The sequence below is a fragment of the Acetobacterium bakii genome (genome assembly GCF_001263355.1).
GTDB classification, from domain to species: Bacteria; Bacillota; Clostridia; order Eubacteriales; family Eubacteriaceae; genus Acetobacterium; species Acetobacterium bakii.
In genome coordinates this window covers 179093-204596 of record NZ_LGYO01000022.1, presented here as the reverse complement: position 1 = coordinate 204596, position 25504 = coordinate 179093, and the positions used below count along the sequence as shown (strand labels likewise).

Below are 25504 nucleotides of genomic sequence, written 5' to 3'. Positions count from 1 at the left end.
GTTAATCAACCATCGATAACATCTTTCATTTTTAATGCGAAATGTTATTCTGGGGATTGCAAGAAATATTTTTCCGAGGAAGGTTGAGATAATTATGAAACAAAGCAATTTACCCCCTAAACAGGGACTTTACGATCCGGCTTTTGAACATGACGCCTGTGGAATAGGAGCAGTTGTTCATATCAAGGGGAAAAAATCCCATGACATTGTTCAACAGGCTTTAACGATTCTTGTAAATTTACAACACCGCGGCGGCAGAGGTTTTGAAACAAATACCGGTGACGGAGCAGGCATTCTTATTCAGATTCCTCACCATTTTTTGGAAAAGGCTGCTATTAAAGAAGGTTTCAGTTTGCCCCAATCGGGTGATTATGGCTTGGGGATGTTATTTCTGCCAACCGATCCTAAGGAACGAACACAATGTGAGGAACTATTAGAAAAAATTATTATTGAAGAAGACCAAAGTCTGATTGGCTGGCGAGACGTTCCCGTTCAGCTGGGTGATCTGGGAAAGATGGCCATTGACAGCATGCCGTTTATTAAACAGGTTTTTATTAAAAAAAATCCTGGCATAAAAGAGGCCATGGAGTTTGAACGCAAACTCTATACCATTCGCAAGCAAATGGAAAAACTCACTAAAAAAATGGGGCTGTCATTTTATGCGGCCAGTTTTTCATCAAGAACCGTGGTTTACAAAGGGATGCTAACCGAAGATCAAGTCGGTGAATTTTATACAGACTTACAGGACAAAGACGTGGACACTGCCATTGCTATGGTTCATTCCCGTTTCAGTACCAATACTTTTCCCAGCTGGGAACGTGCCCATCCGAACCGATATTGCATCCACAACGGTGAAATAAACACCCTCCGCGGCAACGTCAACTGGATGTACGCCAGACAATCCCTGCTCCAAAGCGAACTTTTTGGAAATAAGCTGGAAAAGACGTTCCCGGTTGTGGATAACGACGGCAGTGACTCTTCTATCTTTGATAACTGCTTTGAATTTCTAAGCTTAACCGGACGCTCATTAGCCCACAGTGCCATGATGATGATCCCGGAGCCATGGTCCAAACATCAAACCATGAGCGCTGAAAAGAAGGCTTTTTACAACTATCATTCACGAATGCTTGAACCCTGGGACGGTCCTGCGGCCATCGCTTTTACCGATGGGATTCGCCTTGGTGCTGTTCTTGACCGAAACGGACTGCGTCCTTCCCGTTACTATGTTACCAAGGACGATATGGTTATTCTGTCCTCGGAAGTTGGAGTTTTAGACATCCCACCTGAAAATATTCTGATTAAAGAACGTTTGAAACCAGGAAGAATGCTGATGATCGATACCGAAAAAGGAGAAATCATCAATGATGCCGACCTCAAGCATTCTGTCGCCTGCCAGGAACCCTATGAAGAATGGCTGCAGAAACATAATCTGACTTTGGATATGCTTCCTGAACCAAAAACAACAGAAATTATAGAGAATGAAAGCCTCGTCAAACGTCAAAAATCCTTTGGCTACACCTATGAAGATTTGAAATCATTGATTATCCCCATGGCCAAGGATGGGGTTGATCCCATTGGTGCCATGGGCAACGATAGCCCCCTGGCTGTTTTGTCGGATAAGTCGCAGCTATTGTTTAACTACTTTAAGGAAATGTTTGCCCAGGTTACCAATCCGCCCATCGATGCCCTCCGCGAAGAACTGATCACAGGTACAGAGGTCTATTTAGGCGGTGAAGGCAACTTAATTAACCCCTTACCCGAAAGCTGTCATCAGATCAGCCTAAGCACACCAATTTTAGGCAATGGCGACTTGGAAAAAATCCGGGAATTAAAGGATCCGCTGATTAAAACAGTCACCTTATCCACTTTATTTGACAGCCATTCCGGCGGTGATGGATTAAACCAGGCATTGGAAACACTGTTTACCCAGGCAGATGAAGCCATTAAGAATGGCACCCGGATTATTGTGCTTTCCGATCGCGGTGTCAATGAGACGAAAATGCCCATCCCTTCGGCATTGGCAATTTCGGGACTGCATCAGCATTTAATCCGCAACCTCACCCGTACCAAAGTCAGTCTTATAGTGGAATCCGGAGAACCCCGAGAAGTCCATCATTTTGCGGTCTTAATCGGTTATGGCGCCACCGCCATCAATCCCTACCTGGCTTTTGAAACCATCGAAAACCTCATCGAAAAGGGTTTGCTTACTGATGTCGAGTATAAGGCAGCTATAAAAACATACATTAAAACCGTAACCAAAGGAGTTATCAAGGTACTGTCCAAAATGGGTATCTCAACCATCCTCAGCTATCACGGTGCCCAGATTTTTGAAGCCGTTGGTATTAATTCAGCAGTCATTGAGAAGTACTTCACCCGAACCCCCTCAAGAATCGAAGGGATTGGCCTTGCTGAAATCGCCCGGGAATCACAAATGCGTCATGACGAGGCTTATAATGATCCGTTCTCCGATGATGAAACCCTTGATTCCGGAGGCAATTTCCAATGGCGATCCAATGGCGAGTTTCATACCTATAACCCTGAAAGTGTTTATAAACTCCAAATGTCCTGTCGCAATAATGATTATGCGATGTATCAGGAGTATTCCAGCCTGATTAATGAACAGAGCCAGCAAATGTCCACCTTAAGAGGACTGATGGCCTTTAAAAACAGCCAGCCCATTCCTATTGACGAAGTGGAATCTGTGGAAAGCATCTGCACCCGGTTTAAAACCGGTGCCATGTCCTACGGATCCCTGGGCAGTGAGGCTCATGAATCTATGGCTATTGCCATGAACCGTATTGGCGGAAAAAGCAATACCGGAGAAGGCGGTGAGGATACCGAACGAAATATTCCGCTGCACAATGGGGATTCCCGTTGCAGTGCCATTAAACAAGTAGCATCTGGCCGTTTTGGCGTTACCAGTCATTACCTATCGACAGCCCAGGAAATTCAAATTAAAATGGCACAAGGGGCAAAACCCGGTGAAGGCGGTCAGCTTCCGGGCCGGAAGGTATATCCCTGGATTGCCAAAACCCGATTCTCCACCCCAGGGGTCGGCCTTATCTCGCCGCCGCCACATCATGATATTTATTCGATTGAGGATTTGGCCGAGCTCATCCATGACCTGAAAAACGCTAACCGTGACGCCCGCATTAATGTTAAATTGGTTTCCGAAGTTGGTGTCGGAACCATTGCCGCCGGAGTTGCCAAAGGCAAGGCCGATGTTATTTTAATCAGTGGCTATGATGGCGGCACCGGCGCTTCTCCCAGAACCAGTATCCGCCATGCCGGACTCCCCTGGGAGCTTGGCCTCGCTGAAACCCATCAGACTCTGGTTCTTAACAATTTAAGAACACGGGTAGTTCTTGAAACCGATGGTAAACTGTTAACCGGCAAGGATTTGGCGGTTGCCGCGCTTCTTGGCGCCGAAGAATACGGCTTTGCAACGGCACCGCTGGTTATTTTGGGCTGTCTGATGATGCGGGTATGTCACCTGGATACCTGTCCTGTTGGGATTGCCACCCAGAATCCTGAACTCCGTAAATGCTTCACCGGAGATCCCGGCCATGTGGTGAATTTTATGAAATTCATTGCCCAGGAACTCCGAGAAATTATGGCGGATCTTGGCTTCCGAACCATCAATGAAATGGTAGGCCGTTCTGATAAGCTTGAAATGAACAAATCTATCAAGCATTGGAAAGCAAAAGGCATCAATCTTTCCAGCATTCTCTATCAGCCGGAAGTTCCCGAAGATGGGGGCTTATACTGTCAAGTGAAGCAAAACCACCGATTGGAAGGATCCCTGGATTTAACCGAATTATTACCCCAGTGTGCACCTGCCTTAGAACGTGGTGAAAAGGTAAATATCTCAGGAAAGATCAAAAATACCAACCGCGTCGTCGGAACAATTATCGGAAATGAAGTGTCCAAACGTTTTGGCGAAGATGGCTTGCCGGAAGATACCATAACAATCAATTTAACCGGATCTGCCGGTCAGAGTCTGGGCGCCTTTATTCCCAAAGGAATGACCATTCAGCTGGAAGGCGACTCCAATGACTATTTTGGAAAAGGCTTATCCGGAGGTAAACTTGTTATTTATCCACCCAAGGAATCCACCTTTGTTCCCGAAAAAAATATTATCGTTGGAAATGTCGCGCTTTATGGGGCCACCCAGGGCGAAGCCTATATCCGCGGTGCTGCCGGTGAACGTTTCTGTGTTCGAAACAGCGGTGTTACCGCGGTAGTAGAATCCATCGGCGATCATGGCTGTGAATATATGACCGGAGGAAAAGTCGTTGTACTGGGAAAAACCGGCCGTAACTTTGCCGCCGGTATGTCCGGCGGGATTGCCTATATTTTTGATCCTGAGGAATGCTTTGGTGACACCTGTAACTCTGATATGGTTGATATGGTTGCCATTACCGAAGCGACTGAGTTTTTGGAACTTAAGGATTTAATTAAGAAGCATACCGATTACACCGGAAGTGCCCTGGGACAAAGTATTTTAGATAATTTTAAAGAACAGTCGAAACTATTTGTTAAGGTGCTGCCACGGGATTATAAACGAATGTTAGATGCGATTGCCCGGGTTGAGGCTCAGGGTCTCACCGGGGATGAAGCTTTAATGGCGGCTTTTCAGGAAAACAACAGTGATTTATCACGCGTTAGCGGAAATTAGTGAGGAGGTAAGAATATGGGAAAACCAACAGGATTTTTAGAATATAAACGAGAAGTACCCCCAGATCGTGCACCTCTCGAACGGATAAACGATTGGAAAGAATTCCATTTAGAACTACCCGAGCCTAAACAACAGGTTCAAGGTGCCCGGTGTATGGATTGCGGCATTCCGTATTGTCATACCGGCATGATGATCGCCGGAGCTGCCTCTGGCTGCCCGGTCCATAATTTAATTCCCGAATGGAATGACCTTATTTACAAGGGATTATGGAAAGAAGCTTTGGCCAGACTGCTGAAAACAAATAATTTTCCGGAATTCACCGGAAGAGTCTGCCCGGCCCCCTGTGAAGGGTCCTGCACGGTAGGACTGAACCAGCCTCAGGTCACCATCAAAACAAATGAATGTGTCATCGTTGATCGGGGCTTTAAAGAAGGCTGGATTAAAGCGAAACCGCCAAAAAACCGTACCGGTAAAAAAATTGCCGTTGTCGGTTCCGGACCCGCCGGTCTTGCCTGTGCTGACGAGCTCAATAAAGCCGGGCATGCTGTGACGGTCTATGAACGAGCCGATCGTGTCGGCGGACTTTTAATGTACGGCATTCCTAATATGAAGCTGGATAAAATTGATGTGGTGCAGCGACGTACTAACCTCATGCAGGCTGAAGGTGTTCGCTTTCTGACTAATAGTGAAGTAGGTAAGAATATTTCCATCGATGTGCTTCAATCCGACTATGATGCCGTTGTTTTATGCGGCGGCGCTACCAAGCCCAGAGATCTGACCATTGAAGGAAGATCTCTGAAGGGTGTTAACTTTGCCATTGATTTTTTAAGTGCCAATACCAAAAGTTTATTGGATTCGAATTTAAAAGATGGAAATTATATCACCGCCAAAGATAAAAATGTGGTGGTTATTGGCGGCGGCGATACCGGCACCGATTGTGTGGCAACCTCCATCCGACATGGCTGTAAAAGCGTCATCCAATTGGAAATCATGCCAAAACCGCCATTGTCCAGAGCCGAAAGCAATCCCTGGCCAGAGTGGCCAAAAACCTATAACCTGGATTATGGCCAGGAAGAAGCCCAAGCCCTCTATGGGAATGACCCCCGGCAATACTGCACCACAACGAAGAAAATTGTGGGAAGTGCCGATGGTACCGTAACCGAAATCCATACTGTGGAGATTGAATGGATTCGGGAGGACACTGGCAGAATGATCATGAAAGAAATTCCGGGAAGCGCCAAAATTCTGAGTGCCGATCTGGTTTTACTGGCCATGGGATTTTTGGGACCCGAAGATCAGTTAATTGACCAGCTTTCCTTGGAACGGGACTCACGCTCAAACGTCAAGGCCGAGTATGGAGCATACCAAACCAATGTTGATAAGATATTCACCGCCGGCGATATGCGGCGCGGTCAGAGTCTGGTTGTCTGGGCCATTAATGAAGGCCGCGGAGCTGCCAGAGCCTGTCATTCTTACTTAATGGGTACTGCAAAACAAGACTAAAACAAACACTAGTCAGCATAAAACACCAATGATTAAAGCCGCTATCATGATGATAGCGGCTTTAATTTGTCAACCCGTCCTGGGGACGATCGTAAATCGTTGTCGGCGGCATGATCGTACAGGCTTATGGCCTGTTCGCCATGATGCCGACAACTGATGTTACGATTCCCATGACTTACTTTTTACTTTGTCCAGGCTCTGAAGCTGCTATCTCGATGATAGCGACTTTTTTAAATCAACCTTATTTTCTTTAACGCGCAGCATGTGTTCGGTGTGCAGCATACCAATGTTTGTGGTCATCACATGACCAAAAGTCATCGGATAATCCATAAAGATATCAATGGTCACCGCAAGGGCCAGCCCTTCCAGGGGGATACCCAGAAGGTTAAAAACAATGGTAAAGAGAAAGGGACCCATTCCCGGCGAGGGCGGAACTGCAACAGATAAAATCATGCAGAGGACGACCACCGGAACAATTTCCCCCATGGTAAAGGCAATTCCATAAAATCGACCCACAAACAGAGAGGTTAGCAGCAATAAGGGGATTGAAAACTGCTTATTAAAGAGAACACCCACCGGAATTGAAAAATTAATCACATAATCCCGGATCCCCTGTTTGATACTCGCGGTCAAGGTATGACTTGCAAAGGTGGCGCTTGAGCTGGCTGTGGACAAGGCGATGAGTAAAAATGACCCGGCGGATTTTAAATAGGTAATGGGATTCATCTTTTCAACCAATGCCACACTGATCAACATAATCACCACGATAGCAAAGAAAGACACAATAATCATTGCAATCAAACCGATTGCTCCCAATAGAGCCCCACCATTGCCGGATACCATCATATTCAAAATACTGATAAACACAACCCAGGGCATCATAGTGCAAACCGCATCGAGGATGGTTGTGAAAATCAAATTACCTTCTGTTATTATTTTGGTTATAAAGGGAAAGCGTCCTTTTAATGTCAGCATCACAACCCCGCCAACAATGGCAAGAAACATAATTTGCAGAGTATTGCCATCTAAAAAGGGCTGGAGAATATTGGTGGGGATGATCCCAAACACCATTGTTCCGATCTGGCCCCATAGGTCACCGGAGTTCCCTCCTGAAGAAGCAGACCCCTCATTGATGAAAAATAGCTGGGCTGCTAAAAGCGAAATTGCCGAAGCCAGCAGAATGATTCCCAGCGACCAGCTCAGCAGGCTCCGAAAGATGCGCTTCATCTGCGCGACATTATCCATGTTGAAAATACTGCCGATGGCGGAAAGAAACAGTACCGGCACCACCATCGCGTTTAGAAATCCAAAGAAAGTACCGCTTAGCGGCGTCAGGATGGTAGCGGCAATCCAAAGTCCGGTGGACGGGGAAAAATAAAGCAGCGCCAGACCGCAGACAATCCCGGCAATAAGGGCAATGGCCGTTGTCAGCGCCGGATTGGTGGATTTTACTTTTAAGGTATATGACACATTGTTCCGGCCATTTTCATAAGAATAGGTAACCGAGGATAGCCCGATTAAAATATTCTGCCCAATGAGATTGAATTCCGGGTCATCCACTTCTTCAGGCAGAGCCAGCGGATTCGATTGATCGCCCCAGTAGTTTAAAGACAGGGTAATCGTTTTAAACCGCTTGCCCATGGATATTTCAAAGGTCTCATTTTCCTGAGCCCCTTTCTGCCAGTGGACAATTGTCTCTTCCACAAAGAGCTGGGCCCGAACGCTGTCCATTTTCGAACAATTATACTTAAGCAGCAACTCCCGTACAAATTCATTGGCACCATCAATACTCTCTAAACTAAGGGTAAAAAACTTTTTGACTTCCAAATATGCCCCCTTTATATCTTTCTGTTCAATTTAATAGGATTTTCTTCTGCAAATATCTATGCAACCAATTATATTATAATCCGATTGAATAATCAAAGTGTTTATAACATAATTCAGCAAGTCACTGTTATCACAAATAAATATGGGTATGCAATTAAACAAGATTAAGGCCCATTTAGTTCAAAAAATATGAGCAATTTAATTTTGGAGGTAAATGCAATGTATATTCTGGTATTAAACTGCGGAAGTTCATCGGTAAAGTTTCAAATCTGTAAAATGCCGAACTATGAGGTTCTGGTCAGGGGTTCCATCGGAAAAATCGGATATCCGGACGCTAAGTTTAAATTTGAAATCAAAAACAATGAACCTATTAGAAAAACACTGGCCATCGAAGACCACGAAGACGCCATCAATCATATTTTAAATACCCTGAAATCCAAAGAGGCATTCCTGGGGTTTTCACTGGCCGATATCCAAGCCATCGGCCATCGGATCGTACAGGGTGGCCAAAAACATAATGTGTCCACCATAATCACAAAGGAGGTCATTGATTATATCGAAAGCATCAAGGACCTGGCCCCGCTTCACAACCCCCATCATTTGTCGGGAATTTATACCTGTGAAAAGTTATTACCCCATGCAGCGCAAATTGCAGCCTTTGACAATGGCTTTCACATGAGCTTGCCAAGGCATGCCTATTTATATGGACTTCCTCTGGAACTCGCGGAGAAACACAAAATCAGACGGTATGGCTTCCACGGTATTGCTTTTCGGAGTATGATCAAACAGGCTGCGCCGTTCCTTTCTGAAAGTTACGAAAAGTACCGGATTATGAACATGATGCTAGGCAGCGGAACCACCGCCAACGCGGTTCTCTATGGAAAATCAATTGATGTCAGCACCGGGTTCACCCCCCATGAAGGATTGATCCAATCCACTCGGGCCGGGGATATGGATGCTGCGGCATTGTTATATCTCATGAAGAAAGAAAATCTGTCCATAAACGAGGCGGATACGCTAATCAATAAAAAAAGCGGCTGGCTTGGTTTATCCGGACTCAGCAATGATATGGAAGAAATTTATGAAGCCTCGCAAAAGGGCAGCCAGCGCGCTGCGGATACCATTGAAACAGTGTGTCATCGGTTCAGAAAATATATTGGCGCCTATGCTGCGGAAATGAAAGGCCTTGATGTACTTCTTTTTTCCGGCGGCGTCGGTGAAAATGCCTGGTACATCCGGGAAAAAGTCTGTAATGGTCTGGAGTACATGGGTATTAACCTGGATAATCAAAAAAATAAAACCTTAACCGGAGAAGGCATCATCAGCTGTGCTGCTTCGCCGGTTAAGGTTATTGTTGTCAGCGCCAATGAAGAAATGATTATCGCCGAAGACACCTATGAACTGATCTTCAAGAACCCAAATAAAAATTAAACGTTTTCTATTTCTTTGAATCTATTAAAATGTCCTTGTATTTACCTGGTTTTGCACTCCACAGTATTTCACCCGCTAATTTCTCCGTTTGGTAAATTTCAAAGACAACGACACTGCCTTTCTTAAGATCAAGATATTTTCTGCTAAGCAGATAAGACCATTGCGAAAGATGGGGCTCATGCCCCACAATTATAATGGTACTGTCTGTATCCATTTTTTTGATACTCTGTTCGAGCTCATAAAAGTCACCGGTTTCAATAAAATCAAAATATTCAATGTCAGGTATTTCACCCAGCTCTTTAATAATCAAAGCGGTCTCAATAGCTCGGTCCATGCCGCTGGACCAAAGGTTCACTTTTTTCTTGCCCTTAAGATAGTCAGCCAGATAAGGCATATCCTGTTCTAACTGGAGGATTCCCGCTGGCGTCAGCCTTCGCTCGCGATCAGGTTTTTTAGTACTTTTTTCTTCCGCCGTGCCATGTCTTACCAGTAATAATTCCATCTTTTTACCTCTTCCTTTCTAAAATAAAAGCCGCCACGAATAACAGCATTCGGTGGCGGTCTTTGTTTATACTTTTTGAGCAATTACTCTAATTAATGCTTCTGAAGCCTTCCATCCTAAACAAGGATCAGTAATGGATTTCCCATAGATTCCCCCGTCAACCGCCTGGCAGCCTTCTTCAATATAACTTTCAATCATCAGGCCTTTAATATATTTTTTTAGATCCGGATCATAGTGACGATTCCGGACCACTTCTCTGGCAATTCGCGGCTGTTCCTCAAAATGTTTATTTGAATTAGCATGGTTGAGATCAATGATAATCCCGGGGTTATCAAAATCACGGGCCTCATACATTTTAATTAAATGTTTGATATCCTCGTAATGGTAGTTCGGAAAATTACGGCCATACTGATCCACATAACCTCGCAAAATGGCATGAGTCAAAGGATTGCCGGTTGTTTTTACTTCCCAGCCCCGGTAAATAAAAGTATGACCCACCTGTGCCGCCCGAATGGAATTGAGCATCACGGTGATATCCCCGCTGGTAGGGTTTTTCATGCCGGTGGGAACTTCCAGACCGCTGACGGTTAAGCGATGTTTTTGGTTTTCCACCGATCGTGCTCCAATGGCTACGTAACTCAGCAAGTCTTCCAGGTAAGCATAATTTTCCGGATAAAGCATTTCATCCGCACAGGACAAGCCGGTTTCTTCAATGGCGCGAATGTGAAGCTGCCGAATGGCTTTGATGCCTTCGACCATGTTCGCCTTTTTATTTGCATCCGGCTGGTGCAGCATCCCTTTATAACCTTCACCGGTAGTTCTCGGCTTATTAGTGTAGATCCTGGGAATAATAATGATTTTATCTTCAACTTCCTTTTGGAGCTTACTTAAACGGCTGAGATAGTCAATCACAGCTATTTCGTTATCCGCTGAGCAGGGTCCGATAATCAAAATAAATCGATCATCTTTGCCTTCAAAAACATTTCTTATAATTCTGTCACGTTCAGCCTTTATTTTTCTGCCTGCTTCAGACAGAGGCATCAGCTTAAATATTTCACTTGGTGATGGTATCTCTTGTATTAATTCAAAACTCATAGGTCACTCCCTTATTTCTTTTATTATTTCAATTAACATCATTCCATTCAATGGGTATTAAATAATCATTACTGGTTTTCTCTATGAATTCCAGTGTCTTTCCGATGACAAAATAAATAACCGTTACCTTGTGTACTTCGTCATAGCGCAGATAAATCCGTCCCTGCATCTCTACTATAGGGAAATCCTCTCCCTGATAATTTTTAAGCGGTTCCCCATACTGCACATACCCTAAACGGTTTTGGGTTTTGTGATGCAACGGCGAATTAGTATTGATCACTGCATTGATCAATATCCAATCGGAAAATCCCGCCATCGCATGCCCTTCTTTTACATCCGTTATTTGATAATCAAAATGTCGCCGTGAAGCCGGACAACCTAGGGATGCCATAACGAGTTCCAATTGATCAAAGGCGATAATCTTCGTAACTGCAGCTTCGTCCAATGCCCCATTTTTCCAACCAAAAATACTGTCATTCAGATGAATGGCATAAACTCCATAATGGGCATTAAAGTATTCGGAATTAGGATCATAGAAAGTGGAACGTCCTTCTTCAAAATGACCGAAATTATAAAGAATACTCATATTACCGTTGCCTTGATCATGGGGAAAGTTATTGCCCGGATGATAGAGTTTTACATTGTTGGTCCAACCAGATTTACTGTACCCTTTCCCCGTCGGAATAAAAAATTCTAAACCAACCTGATTAAAAACACTTTTATCTTTAAATCCATATCCTTGAACCTGAAGGGCCAGGTCGCTTCTTAACCCGGCCCCATTGGAAGAAAAAAGCAAAAAAGCAAGTGTCAGAATAACTAAACTAAGTGCTAAACCTTTTGTTTTCAAGGCAACTAACCTCTATCTATCATTTTTTATTATCTAATATTATCACCTAGCCACTTATGGTATGCAATATTTATTTTTATTAATATCATGATTTCCGATCTTCTTTAATAATTTAACATATGATTCCTAATCAATTCTTGTATTTTTCAAAAAAAAAACCTTATTACTTGACGTATAAGGTTTTGTTAAACAGTCATTTTCAAGGATGGTTAGTGCTTCATTCATCACAGGCTCTAATCAGATTCGAAATAGCAATAAAATTATCTTCATTCCTTTTTATGCCAACATCAATCGAGCAATAGTTAGAATTGTAATCTCTAAAATACATTTTATAAAATTCGCCATAGTAACCATGATCTCGCCACTCCGGATATTGATACCCTTCGGGATATATCCAATATGAATCGTAAATTTCTCGATTGATATTGGAGCCTTCCAATTCCTTTGCTAAACATTTCCTCCAAAGATCATAATGAGAGGCATCCACCTTTTTTTTAAATAAAAAGCTTCGAGTGGGCTCTTTTCTTTGGATTTTAAAGACTGCTCTAGCTCTTTCCCGGACATTAATCGATTCCTGAAAGTATCTATTGGATCTTTTCAGGGCATTTTTTTCAGCTATCAAGTATGAGAGCAGCGATTCCCCCAACTCTTTTAATTTTTGTTTTATTTCCATGACTTCTTTTTCCGGTGCCAACATAAGAGTATATTTAATACTTTCCTTAGCCAAAAGTTTGAAGTAATCAGAAATGCAATCATCAGTGCTTGGCAGATAACATTGGCCAAAATAGCTTACGAACACACCATCTTCATTTATGTAATTTTCAGTAAGCGGACTTCCTTTGTATCCCTCAATATCTTTCAGGGCTAATCTCATCCAGGAATGGTAATCTTCAGGGTAATCCAGTGTCATTTTTTTTAAAATTTCTATTTCCTTGCTATAATCACCGCGCCTATAAAACACCTCAGCATTTTGAAGCAGTTTTTCGATTGACCCATTGTGATTAATCACCTCGCTTTTAGAGACTTCGATATTCTGAATGACCTCTTTAAACAAAATCTTCGCACCGCAATACGAACAAAAACTAGTCTCGCGTTGATCATCAAGTTGAATTTCCCCATTGCAAGATGGACATTTGGCTGGTACAAATGACATAACATATGCCTCCTTAATCTTAATAGGATACTTAAGCTCAACGATTTCTGCAATGAATAATTCTGTTTGATGATACAAATTTATACAAAAAAAGCCACACTAAATTAGTGTGGTAACTGGCTGTCTTATCATAAACCAAACGACTTAGACCCTATAGTGTTGCGTCACAAACTTTCACTTGTTTTGCTTTTCTCTATAATTTCTATTCTATTATGATAATAATATATTTTTTCTGGCAAAAAGTCAAACAAAACTTTTTTCATGCACTGTATTCTACTATTAATTGGCTTAAGCAGTATTTATTGCACAACATCTTCTTTTTCTAATTCTTTCTTATAATATCAGATAACTGATGAGCGGGATGGTGACAACCGATGCCAAGGTGGTGATAAATACGCCTTTAGTGGCAAGACCGATATTATTGTCATATCTATTGGCAAAGAGCACTGTCGATGTGGCTACCGGCATGGCTATGATAATAATAACGATTCCCAATATATAAGGACTTGCAATGATATTCTTAAGAATCAGCCATGCTCCAATGGGTAACAGGATCTGTTTAATAATCACATAAGGATAAAGCCGAAGCTCGGTAAATACGCTTTTGATTGAAATACCCCCAAGGGCAATCCCAATGACAATCATGGCCAAAGGTGTGGTGGTATTTCCAACGGTTTTCAACGTATTATTCAAAATATCCGGAAGCCTGATATCCAAAGCAAACATGGCGACAGCCACTAAAGATGCAATGATCCCAGGAGACAGAAACATTTTTAAATTCAAAGCATTTTTCCCTTCCTTTGACATGAGCATGATTCCAAGAGTAAAATTGCTCACGTTAAAGATAAGATTAAAAATCGTGGCATAAAAGATAGCACCCTCACCAAAAATCGATGCAATCACCGGAAAGCCCATAAACCCTACGTTTGACCAGATGGTCATATACATGTAAAGCTTGCGTTCTTCTTTTTTAACTCTTAGTATTCTGGTGATAAAATAGGCAACAAAAGGCATAATAACATAAAATAAAATGGAAATTAAAAACATCAACATAATATCTTTTTTGTCGGTATCATTGGGCATGGCCGCAACAGATGCGATCATTAAACAAGGCAAGGTAATATTTAGGATAAAACGAGAAAGCTGTGTGCCGAATTTCTGATCGACAACCTTTGTTCTGACGGAAATATAGCCTAAGCCCAGAATTAGAAAAAGCTCCAGCATCTGACTGATGACAACGATGATATCCATGGTGTGGTTCTCCTTCAATAAATTATGTATTAGGTAATTGTGAAACTGCCGTGAGCTTCGCATATTCCTATAGATTATGTATAAATAATTGCTGCATATTGTAAAAATAGTTCACACTTTTTCTTCATTTTCTGCTAAAATCAAACCTATATAGATGCATATCGTTCCCATTGCACGCACAAGCTTGCTATCTCAATAGAAATCGAGGAAAAAATGAAACGAAAATCCAAATTGAAAATAAAATCTTTACCCCGGTTTGTTGCCTTCACCCTCATGAGTCTGCCACTTATTCTGATGATTCCGTTGGTAATGGCTACGCTCATAACTAAAGTCACTCCAGCATTAAACGGTCCAAAAAAGGCATCAGAAATCGCTACCCAAGTTGTTGAGGTCTCCCAGGTTACAGCTACCGAAGATGTGAAACCGACATTGGAACCGGAGGTTTCTGTTTCTGCCACGGACCCATTGGAGACCATTAAAATACGTCTCCGAAGTGGCGAAACAAAAGATATCAAGGTAGTATTTCTTACCCTGGACGATGGTCCCAGTGAGCATACCGGAGAAGTTCTGGACATTCTAAAAAAACATGATATTAAAGCAACTTTTTTCACTACCTTGCATCAGGGTGACACAGCTAAAGCCCTGTATCGCCGCATTGTAAATGAAGGACATACTCTGGCCAATCACTCATCCACTCACAATTATGATTTATACAATAATCCTGAAGCCTTTTATGCCGATGTGAAAGCCCTGGATGAATACCAGCGGCAGGTAACCGGACTCACTGAAACCAGCCATGTTTTCAGATTCCCCGGAGGATCAATGAATGCCAATGAAACCTGTGCCCGGGGCATTGTTGAAATGGGCTTTAATTACGCCGACTGGAATGTATCTTCCGGTGATGGCTCCTCTACGCCGCCGGCAAAGGAAATAGTGGCACAGAATATTATCAAGGGTTGCCGGAATTTTGATATTTCCGTGGTATTGTGCCATGCCGAAACCAAACCGGATACCCGTTCGGCACTTTCGACTGTGATTGAAACGCTCAAGGCTGAAGGCTATACTTTCATGGCCATGGAAAAAGATTTTACGTACCCCCGACAATTAGAAGTTTAATCGGAAATAACCCCGCTTATTTTTAGGATTATCCTTTAATTTTAATAATACCTTGTGATATTATTGCTCTGTTTTTATTTCATATCTTTAAAAAGTTTTACCAGTACTGCCACTGAGGGAGCAATGGAATCTAAATACAACGTTTCCTTAGGCGTATGAATATCACTGAGATCCGGACCCACGGATATCATTTTAAGATCCGGGTTCTTCTTTGCAAAGCTGCCGCATTCAAGGCCGGCGTGTATTGCGATGATTTTAATGTCCTTACCGGTGCAGTCTTTGTATGCCTGGGCATACATGTCCTTAAGCAGATTATCAGAGTCTACCGCCCAGCCTGGGGTTGGTAAAGCATTCTCTACATCAAAGCCGGACATAAAAGCAAGGCTTTGATACATAAGCGTATACTGTAATAGATGAAAGTCTTCCGAGCTCCTTGCCATAACATGAAGATTCATTGATTCCGCTCCCAGCTTTGCCAGTCCAATGTTTGCCGAACTTTCGATAAGGTCATCCGCAAACGGACTGATTGTGTGGACACCATCCTGAATGCCGACAATCAGATTTAAATAGCTTTCAGCATCTGCCTCTGAAAGCACCTGGTCCGGAAGCATTGTTTTCTCACAGGTAAATTCATAATTTTCCTCAATCCCTTGATAGGTTTTTCCAAACTGCTCCATAATCACAACCATCAGTTCCTCAAAGGCTTTCTGATGGTCTGCTGCAATAACCACGGTCGCTCTAGCGTTCGCTGGAATTGCATTCAAAGCCTGACCTCCCTCAAATACCGCAAGCTCAATATGCACACCATTTCTGAACGCATAGCTGAGGGCAATTCCCATGTTTTTAATAGCATTGGCATGACCAAGTCCGATTTCCATGCCGGAATGTCCCCCTCGGAGTCCCGAAAGGCTAAGCTTATAGGCCTTATTACCCTTTGGCGAAACCCAGGTACAGGATTTTGAGAAGTCATAGCGATTTGAACCTGCACAGGATTCCGTAAGCTCGCCAAATGCTTCACTGTCACAGTTAACAAGATAAGCGGCATCAAGAAAATATTTTTCACTGATCCTAAGTGCGCCGGTAAATCCATCCTCCTCGTTTACCGTAAAAATCGCTCGCAGCGGCCCGTGACAAAGGTTCTTTGAACGAATCATATACAGGGTTATGGCAACGCCGATGCCATTATCAGCTCCCAAACTGGTGCCCTGGGCAGTTAGGTTTTTTTCATTTCTTATTAGTTTAATGGGATCGGTCAGGGGATCGTACTTAACCCCATCGTCTGCAATACAAACCATATCCATGTGACCCTGAATGATTGTAAGCGGCACCTTTTCGTAACCTTGGGTTGGCGGCACCTCAATAATAACGTTATTTTCCTGGTCCTGAACATAATCAAACCCATTTTTTTCCGCCCAGTCCGCCAGGTAGTCACTAACCGCTTTTTCATGATTTGATTGTCTTGGTATGTTGGCTAGCTCATAAAACTCAGCAAGCACCCCTTCTAAAACAGAATGCTGATCCTCGGCGCCATCACGAACAGTGCTTCCATTGCATTGCTCTTCTTTTTTCATCATCATGACCACAATGAAATTATTTTCTTTTTCTTTTTCATTTTCGCTCCTCTGTAATATTTTTATTTAGGTATAATCCAAACATTTTTCCAACCATTTCAGGGTCATTTCCTCACGCATAATCGCCCCCTCCAAAACTAGGTAGTCCCCCAGCTCTGGGGAATTCATTTTTGGTGGGTTCTTAAATTTTTGATGATTTGCTTTTAAATGCTCCAGACGCTGCCGGTGCTGAAGTATTTGACTGTTAAGCAGATATTTTCGGCGCTCGGGACTCAGTTGATCCGAAAAAAATATTTTAAGCCGAAATACGCTCTTGGGGGTAGGTTCCATGGGCACATCGATTTTTAACCAGTTGATAAATTGCTGTTTCCCTTTTGGGGTAATGGAATACACTTTTTTTTCTAAAACTTCACCGGTAATTTGAATCTCATAGGTGACCAATCCCTCTTCTGTTAATTTTTTCAGTTCAGGATATATTTGGCTGTGGCTAGCTGTCCAAAATTCAGAAACCGTGGTGTGAAATTCGTTTGTAATATCGTAACCACTCATGGATGAGCGATTAAGAAGTCCTAAAATGACATGTTTTAAAATTCGCATCGTAATCCCTTCCTTTTAGTTGAAATTAAAAATATTATAACATAAAGATATCATAAAAAACAAACAACCCAAACATGTATCTATTGACATGTTTGGGTTGTAAGTGTTATGATGGCCTTAACGAAGCAGCACGTTAATATGAATATTAAAGGAGTTAAAAAGATGGAAAGAAAGTATCCGAATTTATGTAAACCGATTAAAATTGGTAATGTCAATTTTAAAAATCGTATGTTTTCAGCACCAGTGGGCGGTACCGACATCACCGCCGATTGTTGCATCGGACCGGCTTCAACCGCATTTTATGAACTGCGGGCAAAGGGTGGCGCAGCCGCTGTAACCGTTAGCGAATGTATGGTTCACCCCGAAACCGATGGTTCCCACGCTTATCATTTAGATACCACCACCCCTGGATCTCTATCAGGCTTTACCTATACTGCCGATGCCATTAGCCGTCATGGTGCTGTGGCAAGTGTGGAGTTATCCCATTCAGGACAATACGGCGGCACCTATCTCACCGATAAAAATAAAAAACAGGGGTTAGCTCAGTTCGGACCAAGCGCCACTGTACGTCCCGACGGTTTGGAAGTACAGGAATTAAGCAAAGAAACTATTGCTGACATTGTAAAAGCCTATGGGGTCTGCGCCGGTTTAGCCAAAAAAACAGGCTATGGCATGATCATGATTCATGGCGGCCACGGCTGGTTGCTGAATCAGTTTTTATCTCCATATTTTAATAAAAGAACTGATGAGTACGGCGGATGTCTGGAAAATCGCGCCCGTCTTGCTCTGGAAGTCATCGATAGTGTTCGCAGCGCGGTAGGACCAGGATTTCCGATTGAATTTCGAATCAGTGGATCAGAGCTGTTTGAAGGTGGTTACGATCTGGAAGAAGGCGTTAGAATCGCCAAACTTGTTGAAGATAAAATTGATCTGCTCCATGTTTCTGCCGGTACCTATCAACGCGGCTTCGGCATCACTCACCCTTCGATGTTTGTACCCCATGGTTGTAATGTACACTTGGCCGCTGAAATCAAGAAGCATGTCAAGGTTCCGGTAGCAACCCTTGGCGGCTTAAATGACCCCGCGATGATGGAAGAAATCATCGCCAGCGGAAAAGCAGATGTTGTGGAAATGGCCCGGGCCCTTTTAGCGGATCCCGAACTTCCCAAAAAAGTGATAACTAACCAGGACGACAATATTGTCAAATGTTTGCGCTGCTTTACCTGTATGGCAGAACGTGCCGTAACGGGCACACGACGTTGCACCGTTAATCCGCTAATCGGCCGAGAGCTTAATGGCACAGAGATTATCCTATCTGCCACTCCTAAAAAAGTACTTGTTGCCGGCGGCGGTCCCGGTGGATTAAAAGCCGCCATTACCGCTGCGCAGCGCGGTCATCAGGTTATTTTATGTGAACAATCAGACAGCCTGGGCGGTATCCTCAAAGGCGAGCAGGCAATTCCCTTTAAATACGAAATGTATGAACTGGGTGAAACCCTTGGCAAGCTGGCTGCGGATGCCGGCGTAGATATTCGCTTAAACACAGCGGTAACAAAAGACTATGTAGAAAACGAAAAAGTTGATGCCTTAATCATCGCAATCGGATCTGAGGCAATTGTACCATCACTGCCGGGAATCGATGGCGACAACGTTATTGTTGTCAATGATTACTATTTAGAAAAAGACAAGGTCGGTGATTCTGTTGTGGTACTTGGCGGAGGTCTTGCCGGCTGTGAAGCGGCCATTCATTTCGCCCAGGAAGGCAAGACCGTTCATCTCGTAGAAATGCGGGATGAGCTGGCAGTTGATGCAAATATTCGACAGCGCCCTCTTTTATTACAGGAACTCGAAAAAAACGTAACGGTTCACACCGGCTATAAAGGCCTATCGGTAACCAATGAGGGACTTGTCTGTGAAAATCCCAATGGCACCTCGGAATTAGTGCCCGGCGTTACTATTCTTTGTGCAGTGGGCCAGAAAGCCAGACGTCCTCTGACGGAAGAGCTTTTGGATTGCGCCCCCTGGGTGGCTCAAATCGGTGACTGTGTCACTCCCTCCACCATAACAACAGCAGTTTACCAAGGCTATCATGCTGGGTTAGATATTTAATCTCGCTAAAATTAATAAAAGCATGTTCCCCTTATAATTTAAATTATAAGGGGAACATGCTTTTTTTTGCAAAGTTTAACAAACAGCCTGTTAATCTGAGCAGCTTGCTTGCAATTTATTTATCCCCACTTTATAATAGGAAAAAGGCAACCCGTTTTTAATAATCCTGATTGCAGTTAGTAAAATATTTAAACCCGCAATTACCCATTAAAAATCTACGAAAAGAAGTGATTGATATGAATACCTCTGAAAAAATGTACCACATCCAGTGCCAGGAATCTGATATTGGACACTATGTTTTACTCCCTGGCGATCCCGGCCGAGTTTCGGAAATTGCCAAAAGATTGGAACATGCCAAACGCGTTGCTTCAAACCGTGAATACACTACCTATACCGGCTATCTTGACGGAGTAAAGGTCAGTGTCACCTCAACTGGCATTGGCGGTCCCTCTGCGGCCATCGCCCTGGAAGAACTCATCAAACTCGGTGCCCACACCTTTATTCGGGTCGGTACCTGTGGGGGAATCGATTGTTCCCTTGAACCCGGATCATTAATCATTGCCACCGGGGCCATTCGAAAAGAGGGTACCACCTCTGAATATATCCCCATTGAATTTCCCGCGGTTGGAAATTTTGAATTATTGACTGCCCTTAACAACGCCGCTCACAAGCTTAGTCACCAATCCTACCTGGGTATTGTGGAGTCCAAGGATTCCTTTTACGGCCAGCATGAACCCGACCAGATGCCCAATGCCGCTATTTTAAAACAAAAATGGGAGGCCTGGAAGGCCGGTGGCGCTCTGGCCTCGGAAATGGAAACATCAGCCCTTTATATTATCTCAGCCATTCGGCGGGTACGATGCGGTTCAATTTTATTGCTCATTCGCAACCGGGAAAAAGAAAACCTTGAAAATACCCCGCCCACTATGTGCGACACCAACGCCCACCTGTTAGATACCGCCGTAGAAGGCATGCGTCAAATCATCCGCATTGATAAAGAAGCTCAGTAAATATCATCTCTGCGATCCTGAAAAACGGTCATATGATTTCTTACTTTTTCCACCGCTGAAAGATCAATGTCGCCGAAAACCAGCATTTCCCGGGGAAGTGCGCCGGCATCCGCCAATATATTCCCCCAGGGATCGATGATCATCGAATTTCCAGCGTTGTATGCATCGGAAATAGCTTCGCCGCAGCCATTGACTGCTACCATATACAGCTGATTTTCAATGGCCCGTGCCTGGTTCAAAATCCGCCAATGGGAAACCCTTGGCATTGGCCATTCAGCCGGTACGAAAAGTATTTTAGCGCCCGCCAGGGCCTGTTTTCTGGACCACTCCGGGAATCTTAGATCATAGCAGATAATGACCCCGCAAGCGATAGAGTCAAGCTCGAAGGTCACTAGCTGATGGCCGGGGCTGTAGCGCTTTTCTTCTCCGCCAAAACTAAAGAGATGGGCCTTGTCGTATTCGGCGATGATATTTCCCTGTCTGTTTGCAATATAGCTGGTGTTATAGTACGATGTTCCCTTTTTGGTAGCCACGGAACCACCGACAATGTTGATGTGCAGCTCCATTGCCAGCTTGCTCAGAAAAGCTTTAGTTCGTTGTCCTTCCACATCGGCTATCCGATCATTCAATTCCACGGTAAGAAATCCACCATTCCACATTTCCGGAAGCACGGCCACATCGGCTCCGGTCTCTGCGGCTTTTCGAATCCAACTCTCAGCATTGGCAAAGTTATGCTCTGTTTGTTTGAGTAACACCTTCATTTGAATCCCGCATATTTTCATCCTATACCTCCCATTCCCTTTGCAATTATATAAACTTATTGAAATTATATTTTCATTCTAACATTTTTTGACAACAAAGCAAATGAGAACCTGCTACTCTCAATAGCAGATTCTCATTTTTGACTTTAGACGTCTTTTTCTTCTACCATTTTTTTTAGTTCTCCACATTTTTCAAGCTCTTTAAGCTCTTTGTATCCTCCGATACAAGTACCGCCAATAAAAACAAAGGGAATACTATAGTGATGGGTTTTTGCCTGCAATTGATATCGCAACTCATCATTCTTAAATATATCGACATCGGTATATTCCAGGCCAAGTTCGTCGAGAATTTTTTTTGCCCCATTGGAATAGGGGCAAAATGGCCAAGTGTACAATTTAATTTCTTTTTTCATGGCTCTCCTTTCTTGTATTTATTTTCAGGTTACATCAATGGTGCCGGAAGTCTTGAAATAGTCTGACCCAGTTTTTTAAGGAAAGATGTATTTTTCCACTCGTAATATAAAATCTCTTTGCTTACGTTAATAACATTTAATACATCTTCTTACATCCATCACTGTTTGTGAACCGGAAGTCTCGGGATGGTAATCCGCGCAGCTGACTAGTAGCCTAAAGGTACTTTGATGATTACATAGTAAACTTTTCATAAACACCCTATTTCACTTTTTGTTATTATACCCAAAATAATCGTAATACTATCAAATCGTTGATTGAACATCGCTATATTTTATATTTCTAAAATAATCATAGACTTTAACTCTATTTCTGTATTCGCACTCTCTTAAAATGGTCAAAGAAGCCTCATTAGATTGTTATCTAATGAGGCTTCACGAATTTTATTCGTACATTCATTCATTTGGCTGCTCTGATTTTAAATATGGACTGGGCAGGGTCACATCAATATCTTTTTCCTTTAATTCTTTATCAATCATTTTATTCATTCCCTTGGCCATAGCCCAATAGACAAACCCTGGCAATTTTAATTGGGCATTACCATATAATGCCGCATTCGAATTTTCTCCCTTTGCAACATGATTCAAAAATTCGTTAAAAAACCGGTTAACTTTTTTTCCATTAGGTAATTTATCCAATGACTGTCCATCTAACATGGCCCCTAAACCGATGACAAAACCGCCTTTGTAATTTATATTACACTCTTTGGCAAACAATTCCAGCATTTTCAATCCAGATTCGTGGGTATGGACATAGGGCATACCCCCTTGTATGATGCCATAGAGACTTTGATCATGGAGAATTGTCTGATCTTTGATGATTTCTTCCAAAAAATAAACTGTATCTGCTGGATAGGTGTCGATATAGCAGGGACCAACCATAATAACAGTATCGGCCCCATCGATGGCCTTGAGTACCGGAGTCAAATCTTTTAGATGAGGATATAAATGAATCATCTCCCTCTGAAGACCTTTTTTATTTAAAAAATCCAGACATAATTTCCCCAGCATCGCACTCGTTCCTATTTTTTGGGGACTTAAGTTGATAATTACTGCTTTCTTCATCTGCTTATTTCCTCCACAATTTTCAGGATGCATTCTTCACTGACGTCATTGTCCAGCACATAAGCATTTCCATCAACGCTCATTATATTGATATTTTCTGCAACCAGGTTTTTAAATGCCTGTTTTTCTTCATCGCTACAATGATCCTTTACACCGATCCCATAGAAACCATGGATATTATCAGCCATTTTTTTTACCAGTTCTCCGTTTTTTAAGTAATAATGCCGATCCCCGATCAACGCGCATTTATCAAGAACTCTTTTAGTTTTAAATGAATAGGATCCCCAGGTGACGGGGGTTACCCATACCATGATATTCGATCGAACCAACCTGCCAAAAATCCAGTCGCCATCATCCCGGTGGATGCATTTTCCATAAGTTTTATCGGTGCAGCCTCCACAGCTGTAGCAGGGTCCCACATTAACATCATTTATGACAATATACTCCACCTCTGCCTCTCGTGCACATAGCTCTTCATACACTCTTTTTCCGATGTTTTGATTGGTATCATCTGATAAAACGGTTATCATTTCAGTTCTCTTTTCTATAAATTATTTTTTATCTTAATGAGATTTTGCTCCATTTTCGCAATGGTCTCAGTTGTTATCTTTAAATGCTCTTTGTTAATGCCATCATATAGTTCACTCATAAATTCTATTTCTTTCTGCTGATATTTTTGTGATAATTCAAAACTTTTTTCTTTGAGTTTAACACGGGTTTTTCGACGATCCTTTTCATCTCCATAGATTTCCACAAATCCGGATTTTTCCAATTTAAGGACGATCTGTTTTATATTTTGATGGGAGCTTCCAATGGTGTCTGCCAGCTCATTCATGGTTGGCGGATTAGCTTCAAAGAGTGATATGCCGGCCATTACAAACCATTGTTTACAGGTAAGCTCCTCGTAAAATCCATCGCCAATGCTTTGGAGTCTGTTTCCTAACGCAAACAGCATGCCAAATAAAAAATGTTCATGATCATAATTTGTTCCGTCCATCTCATACCATCCCTTTTCGTTTCTTAACAAGCTGTATGCCAGTCATTTGCTGTATTTTTGCTTTCTCACTCCATTTATGTAATATATTACATAAATGGAGTGTTGTCAATCCTTTTTGTGAGAATTTATTTCCTTTTATTTTTAATCCTGTCCGATCTTCTTGCTAACGTCGACTTTTAGAGCAATAAAAATACTGCCGCCCCTTTTCACTATGCTCCATTTTACGAGTTATTATTAAACGCATTCTATTTCAATTAATGAGTTTTCAGCCTGTCCGAGGTTCTTAATATCAACGGCACTAGTCTATAGGATTTCCTTTTACTTTGCCAAATAATTATATAATAAGGTTATTCCGGCTAATTTTTATGTAAACGATCTTATAGTAAAATTATATATTATTACAAATGTATTGACAAATACTCTTTTGAATATTAAACTTGTTTATAATTCAGATATTAAAGGAGGAAAAGTATGACAGCTCATTTAACTCAGAAAGAAAACTTTTTACGCGTTGCCCATGGCGAAATGCCGGAATACGTTCCTGTGTCCACATATTTTGGACCTGATGCCCCTCTCATGACAATGGCAGACCCTTGTATTCTTGGCAGCTTCAGAGGACCCGGTGGTGGAATTGATCCCTGGGGTGTTACCTTCGTAACTACCAAAGAAATAGAATTTGCAGCCCTTCCAAAACCTAACGACTTTATTCTTACTGATATAACAAAGTGGCGAGATGTTATTAAAACTCCTGATTACACAGGATTTGACTGGGAATCCGCGGCCAAAGCAGACCGAAAAAAATACGTGCAGGATCCTAACCAGACGGCCTTTGTTTTGAGCGGTTACGCAGATATATTCCAGCAATTTATCGGATTCATGGGCTTCACCGAAGGACTCTGCGCTATTTACGAAGAAACCGAAGAAGTCGAAGAACTTTTTGATTATATGCTTGATCACTCACTTTATATAACAAAGAATCTGCTTCACTACTACAAACCCGAAGGCTATTATCTCCTTGACGATACCGCCTCAAAACTTAATCCTTTCATTTCACCCAAATTATTCAAGGAACTACTGGTCCCCCGGTATAAAAAATGCCTGGACCTTGTCCGCGATGAAGGTGTCCCAATTTTTTACCACAACTGTGGCCGATGCGAAGATCTGATGCCTTCAATGGTAGATATCGGTGTAAACGTTTGGGATCCGGCTCAAACCGAAAATGATCTCGTTGGTATTAAGGAAAAATTCGGTTCTAAACTAGCCATCAGCGGTGGTTTTGAATACGCAATGCCTAAAACATGGCCTGTTGTAGATGAAGAAGAAGTCCGGGAAGCGGTCCGGGATACCTATAAGAAGCTTGCACCTAACGGCGGTTTTATTTTCAACGGTGCCATTGCCTCTCTGGACTTTCAAGATCCTAAAGTTCAGGAAGTTAACGGCTGGATTACCGACGAAGCCCAAAAACTAAGCCGAACCGTTTATAATTAATTTAAAAATCAGACTATTAATAAAGAAAAATCA

20 protein-coding genes and 1 riboswitch are annotated in these 25504 nt (G+C 42.6%); of the genes, 7 read left to right on the top strand and 13 right to left on the bottom strand.

The window, feature by feature from the left end:
* Window positions 1-94: 94 nt before the first annotated feature.
* Both gltB and AKG39_RS09855 read left to right on the top strand, forming a co-directional pair.
* The gene (gltB, locus tag AKG39_RS09860; protein ID WP_050740222.1) at window positions 95-4678 is read left to right on the top strand and encodes a glutamate synthase large subunit; all 4584 of its coding nucleotides are present in this window, start codon (window positions 95-97) and stop codon (window positions 4676-4678) included.
* Between the two features lie 15 nt (window positions 4679-4693).
* Window positions 4694-6181, top strand: a complete 1488-nt coding sequence (locus AKG39_RS09855) for a glutamate synthase subunit beta (RefSeq protein WP_050740221.1) — start codon at window positions 4694-4696, stop codon at window positions 6179-6181.
* 207 nt (window positions 6182-6388) lie between these two features.
* On the opposite strand, the gene AKG39_RS09850 is transcribed toward AKG39_RS09855, so the two are convergent.
* Window positions 6389-8008 (bottom strand): dicarboxylate/amino acid:cation symporter, encoded by a 1620-nt coding sequence (locus AKG39_RS09850; protein ID WP_050740220.1) that lies wholly within the window; start codon window positions 8006-8008, stop codon window positions 6389-6391.
* Between the two features lie 219 nt (window positions 8009-8227).
* Here AKG39_RS09850 and AKG39_RS09845 point away from each other — a divergent pair, with 219 nt between their 5' ends.
* Window positions 8228-9439 (top strand): acetate/propionate family kinase, encoded by a 1212-nt coding sequence (locus AKG39_RS09845; RefSeq protein WP_050740219.1) that lies wholly within the window; start codon window positions 8228-8230, stop codon window positions 9437-9439.
* Window positions 9440-9446: 7 nt separating this feature from the next.
* On the opposite strand, the gene AKG39_RS09840 is transcribed toward AKG39_RS09845, so the two are convergent.
* From AKG39_RS09840 to AKG39_RS09820, 5 genes are all read right to left on the bottom strand, one after another.
* Window positions 9447-9941, bottom strand: coding sequence for a SixA phosphatase family protein (locus AKG39_RS09840; protein WP_050740218.1), 495 nt, complete (start codon window positions 9939-9941; stop codon window positions 9447-9449).
* Between the two features lie 66 nt (window positions 9942-10007).
* A complete protein-coding gene (locus AKG39_RS09835) occupies window positions 10008-11036 on the bottom strand; it encodes a 3-deoxy-7-phosphoheptulonate synthase (RefSeq protein ID WP_050740217.1) in 1029 nt (342 codons plus the stop codon).
* 28 nt (window positions 11037-11064) lie between these two features.
* Entirely contained in the window at window positions 11065-11883 is an 819-nt protein-coding gene (locus AKG39_RS09830) for a hypothetical protein (protein WP_050740216.1), read from the bottom strand.
* Between the two features lie 217 nt (window positions 11884-12100).
* Window positions 12101-13036 (bottom strand): TFIIB-type zinc ribbon-containing protein, encoded by a 936-nt coding sequence (locus tag AKG39_RS09825; RefSeq protein WP_050740215.1) that lies wholly within the window; start codon window positions 13034-13036, stop codon window positions 12101-12103.
* 108 nt (window positions 13037-13144) lie between these two features.
* A riboswitch (cyclic di-GMP riboswitch) is annotated at window positions 13145-13234 on the bottom strand.
* 135 nt (window positions 13235-13369) lie between these two features.
* Window positions 13370-14287 carry an AEC family transporter gene (locus tag AKG39_RS09820; RefSeq protein WP_050740214.1) on the bottom strand — a complete coding sequence of 306 codons (918 nt, stop codon included), beginning with the start codon at window positions 14285-14287 and terminating at the stop codon, window positions 13370-13372.
* Window positions 14288-14500: 213 nt separating this feature from the next.
* Between AKG39_RS09820 and AKG39_RS09815 the strand changes: the two genes are divergently transcribed.
* Complete coding sequence (locus tag AKG39_RS09815) at window positions 14501-15403, top strand: polysaccharide deacetylase family protein (RefSeq protein WP_050740213.1); 903 nt, start codon at window positions 14501-14503, stop codon at window positions 15401-15403.
* Between the two features lie 74 nt (window positions 15404-15477).
* On the opposite strand, the gene pepD is transcribed toward AKG39_RS09815, so the two are convergent.
* A complete protein-coding gene (gene pepD / locus AKG39_RS09810) occupies window positions 15478-16974 on the bottom strand; it encodes a beta-Ala-His dipeptidase (protein WP_160316166.1) in 1497 nt (498 codons plus the stop codon).
* Window positions 16975-17040: 66 nt separating this feature from the next.
* Window positions 17041-17571, bottom strand: a complete 531-nt coding sequence (locus tag AKG39_RS09805) for a PadR family transcriptional regulator (RefSeq protein ID WP_050740211.1) — start codon at window positions 17569-17571, stop codon at window positions 17041-17043.
* A 162-nt stretch (window positions 17572-17733) separates the two neighbouring features.
* On the opposite strand from AKG39_RS09805, the gene AKG39_RS09800 reads away from it, so the two are divergent.
* Complete coding sequence (locus AKG39_RS09800; protein ID WP_050740210.1) at window positions 17734-19680, top strand: oxidoreductase; 1947 nt, start codon at window positions 17734-17736, stop codon at window positions 19678-19680.
* Window positions 19681-19907: 227 nt separating this feature from the next.
* Window positions 19908-20690: a uridine phosphorylase gene (gene udp, locus AKG39_RS09795; protein WP_423230040.1), complete on the top strand. Its 783-nt coding sequence runs from the start codon at window positions 19908-19910 to the stop codon at window positions 20688-20690.
* Here udp and AKG39_RS09790 read toward each other — a convergent pair.
* From AKG39_RS09790 to AKG39_RS09770, 5 genes are all read right to left on the bottom strand, one after another.
* Window positions 20684-21472, bottom strand: coding sequence for a carbon-nitrogen family hydrolase (locus tag AKG39_RS09790; protein WP_050740208.1), 789 nt, complete (start codon window positions 21470-21472; stop codon window positions 20684-20686). The two genes, udp and AKG39_RS09790, sit on opposite strands and share 7 nt — an antisense overlap.
* Before the next feature lie 125 nt (window positions 21473-21597).
* Window positions 21598-21864, bottom strand: coding sequence for a glutaredoxin (locus tag AKG39_RS09785; protein ID WP_050740207.1), 267 nt, complete (start codon window positions 21862-21864; stop codon window positions 21598-21600).
* A 453-nt stretch (window positions 21865-22317) separates the two neighbouring features.
* Window positions 22318-22986, bottom strand: a complete 669-nt coding sequence (locus tag AKG39_RS09780; protein WP_050740206.1) for a hypothetical protein — start codon at window positions 22984-22986, stop codon at window positions 22318-22320.
* Window positions 22983-23516: an NAD(P)H-dependent oxidoreductase gene (locus tag AKG39_RS09775; protein WP_050740205.1), complete on the bottom strand. Its 534-nt coding sequence runs from the start codon at window positions 23514-23516 to the stop codon at window positions 22983-22985. The genes AKG39_RS09780 and AKG39_RS09775 overlap by 4 nt, the downstream gene beginning before the upstream one ends.
* A gap of 14 nt (window positions 23517-23530) precedes the next feature.
* The gene (locus AKG39_RS09770) at window positions 23531-23983 is read right to left on the bottom strand and encodes a MarR family winged helix-turn-helix transcriptional regulator (RefSeq protein WP_050740204.1); all 453 of its coding nucleotides are present in this window, start codon (window positions 23981-23983) and stop codon (window positions 23531-23533) included.
* A gap of 471 nt (window positions 23984-24454) precedes the next feature.
* On the opposite strand from AKG39_RS09770, the gene AKG39_RS09765 reads away from it, so the two are divergent.
* Window positions 24455-25471 (top strand): uroporphyrinogen decarboxylase family protein, encoded by a 1017-nt coding sequence (locus tag AKG39_RS09765; protein WP_050740203.1) that lies wholly within the window; start codon window positions 24455-24457, stop codon window positions 25469-25471.
* Window positions 25472-25504: the final 33 nt, after the last annotated feature.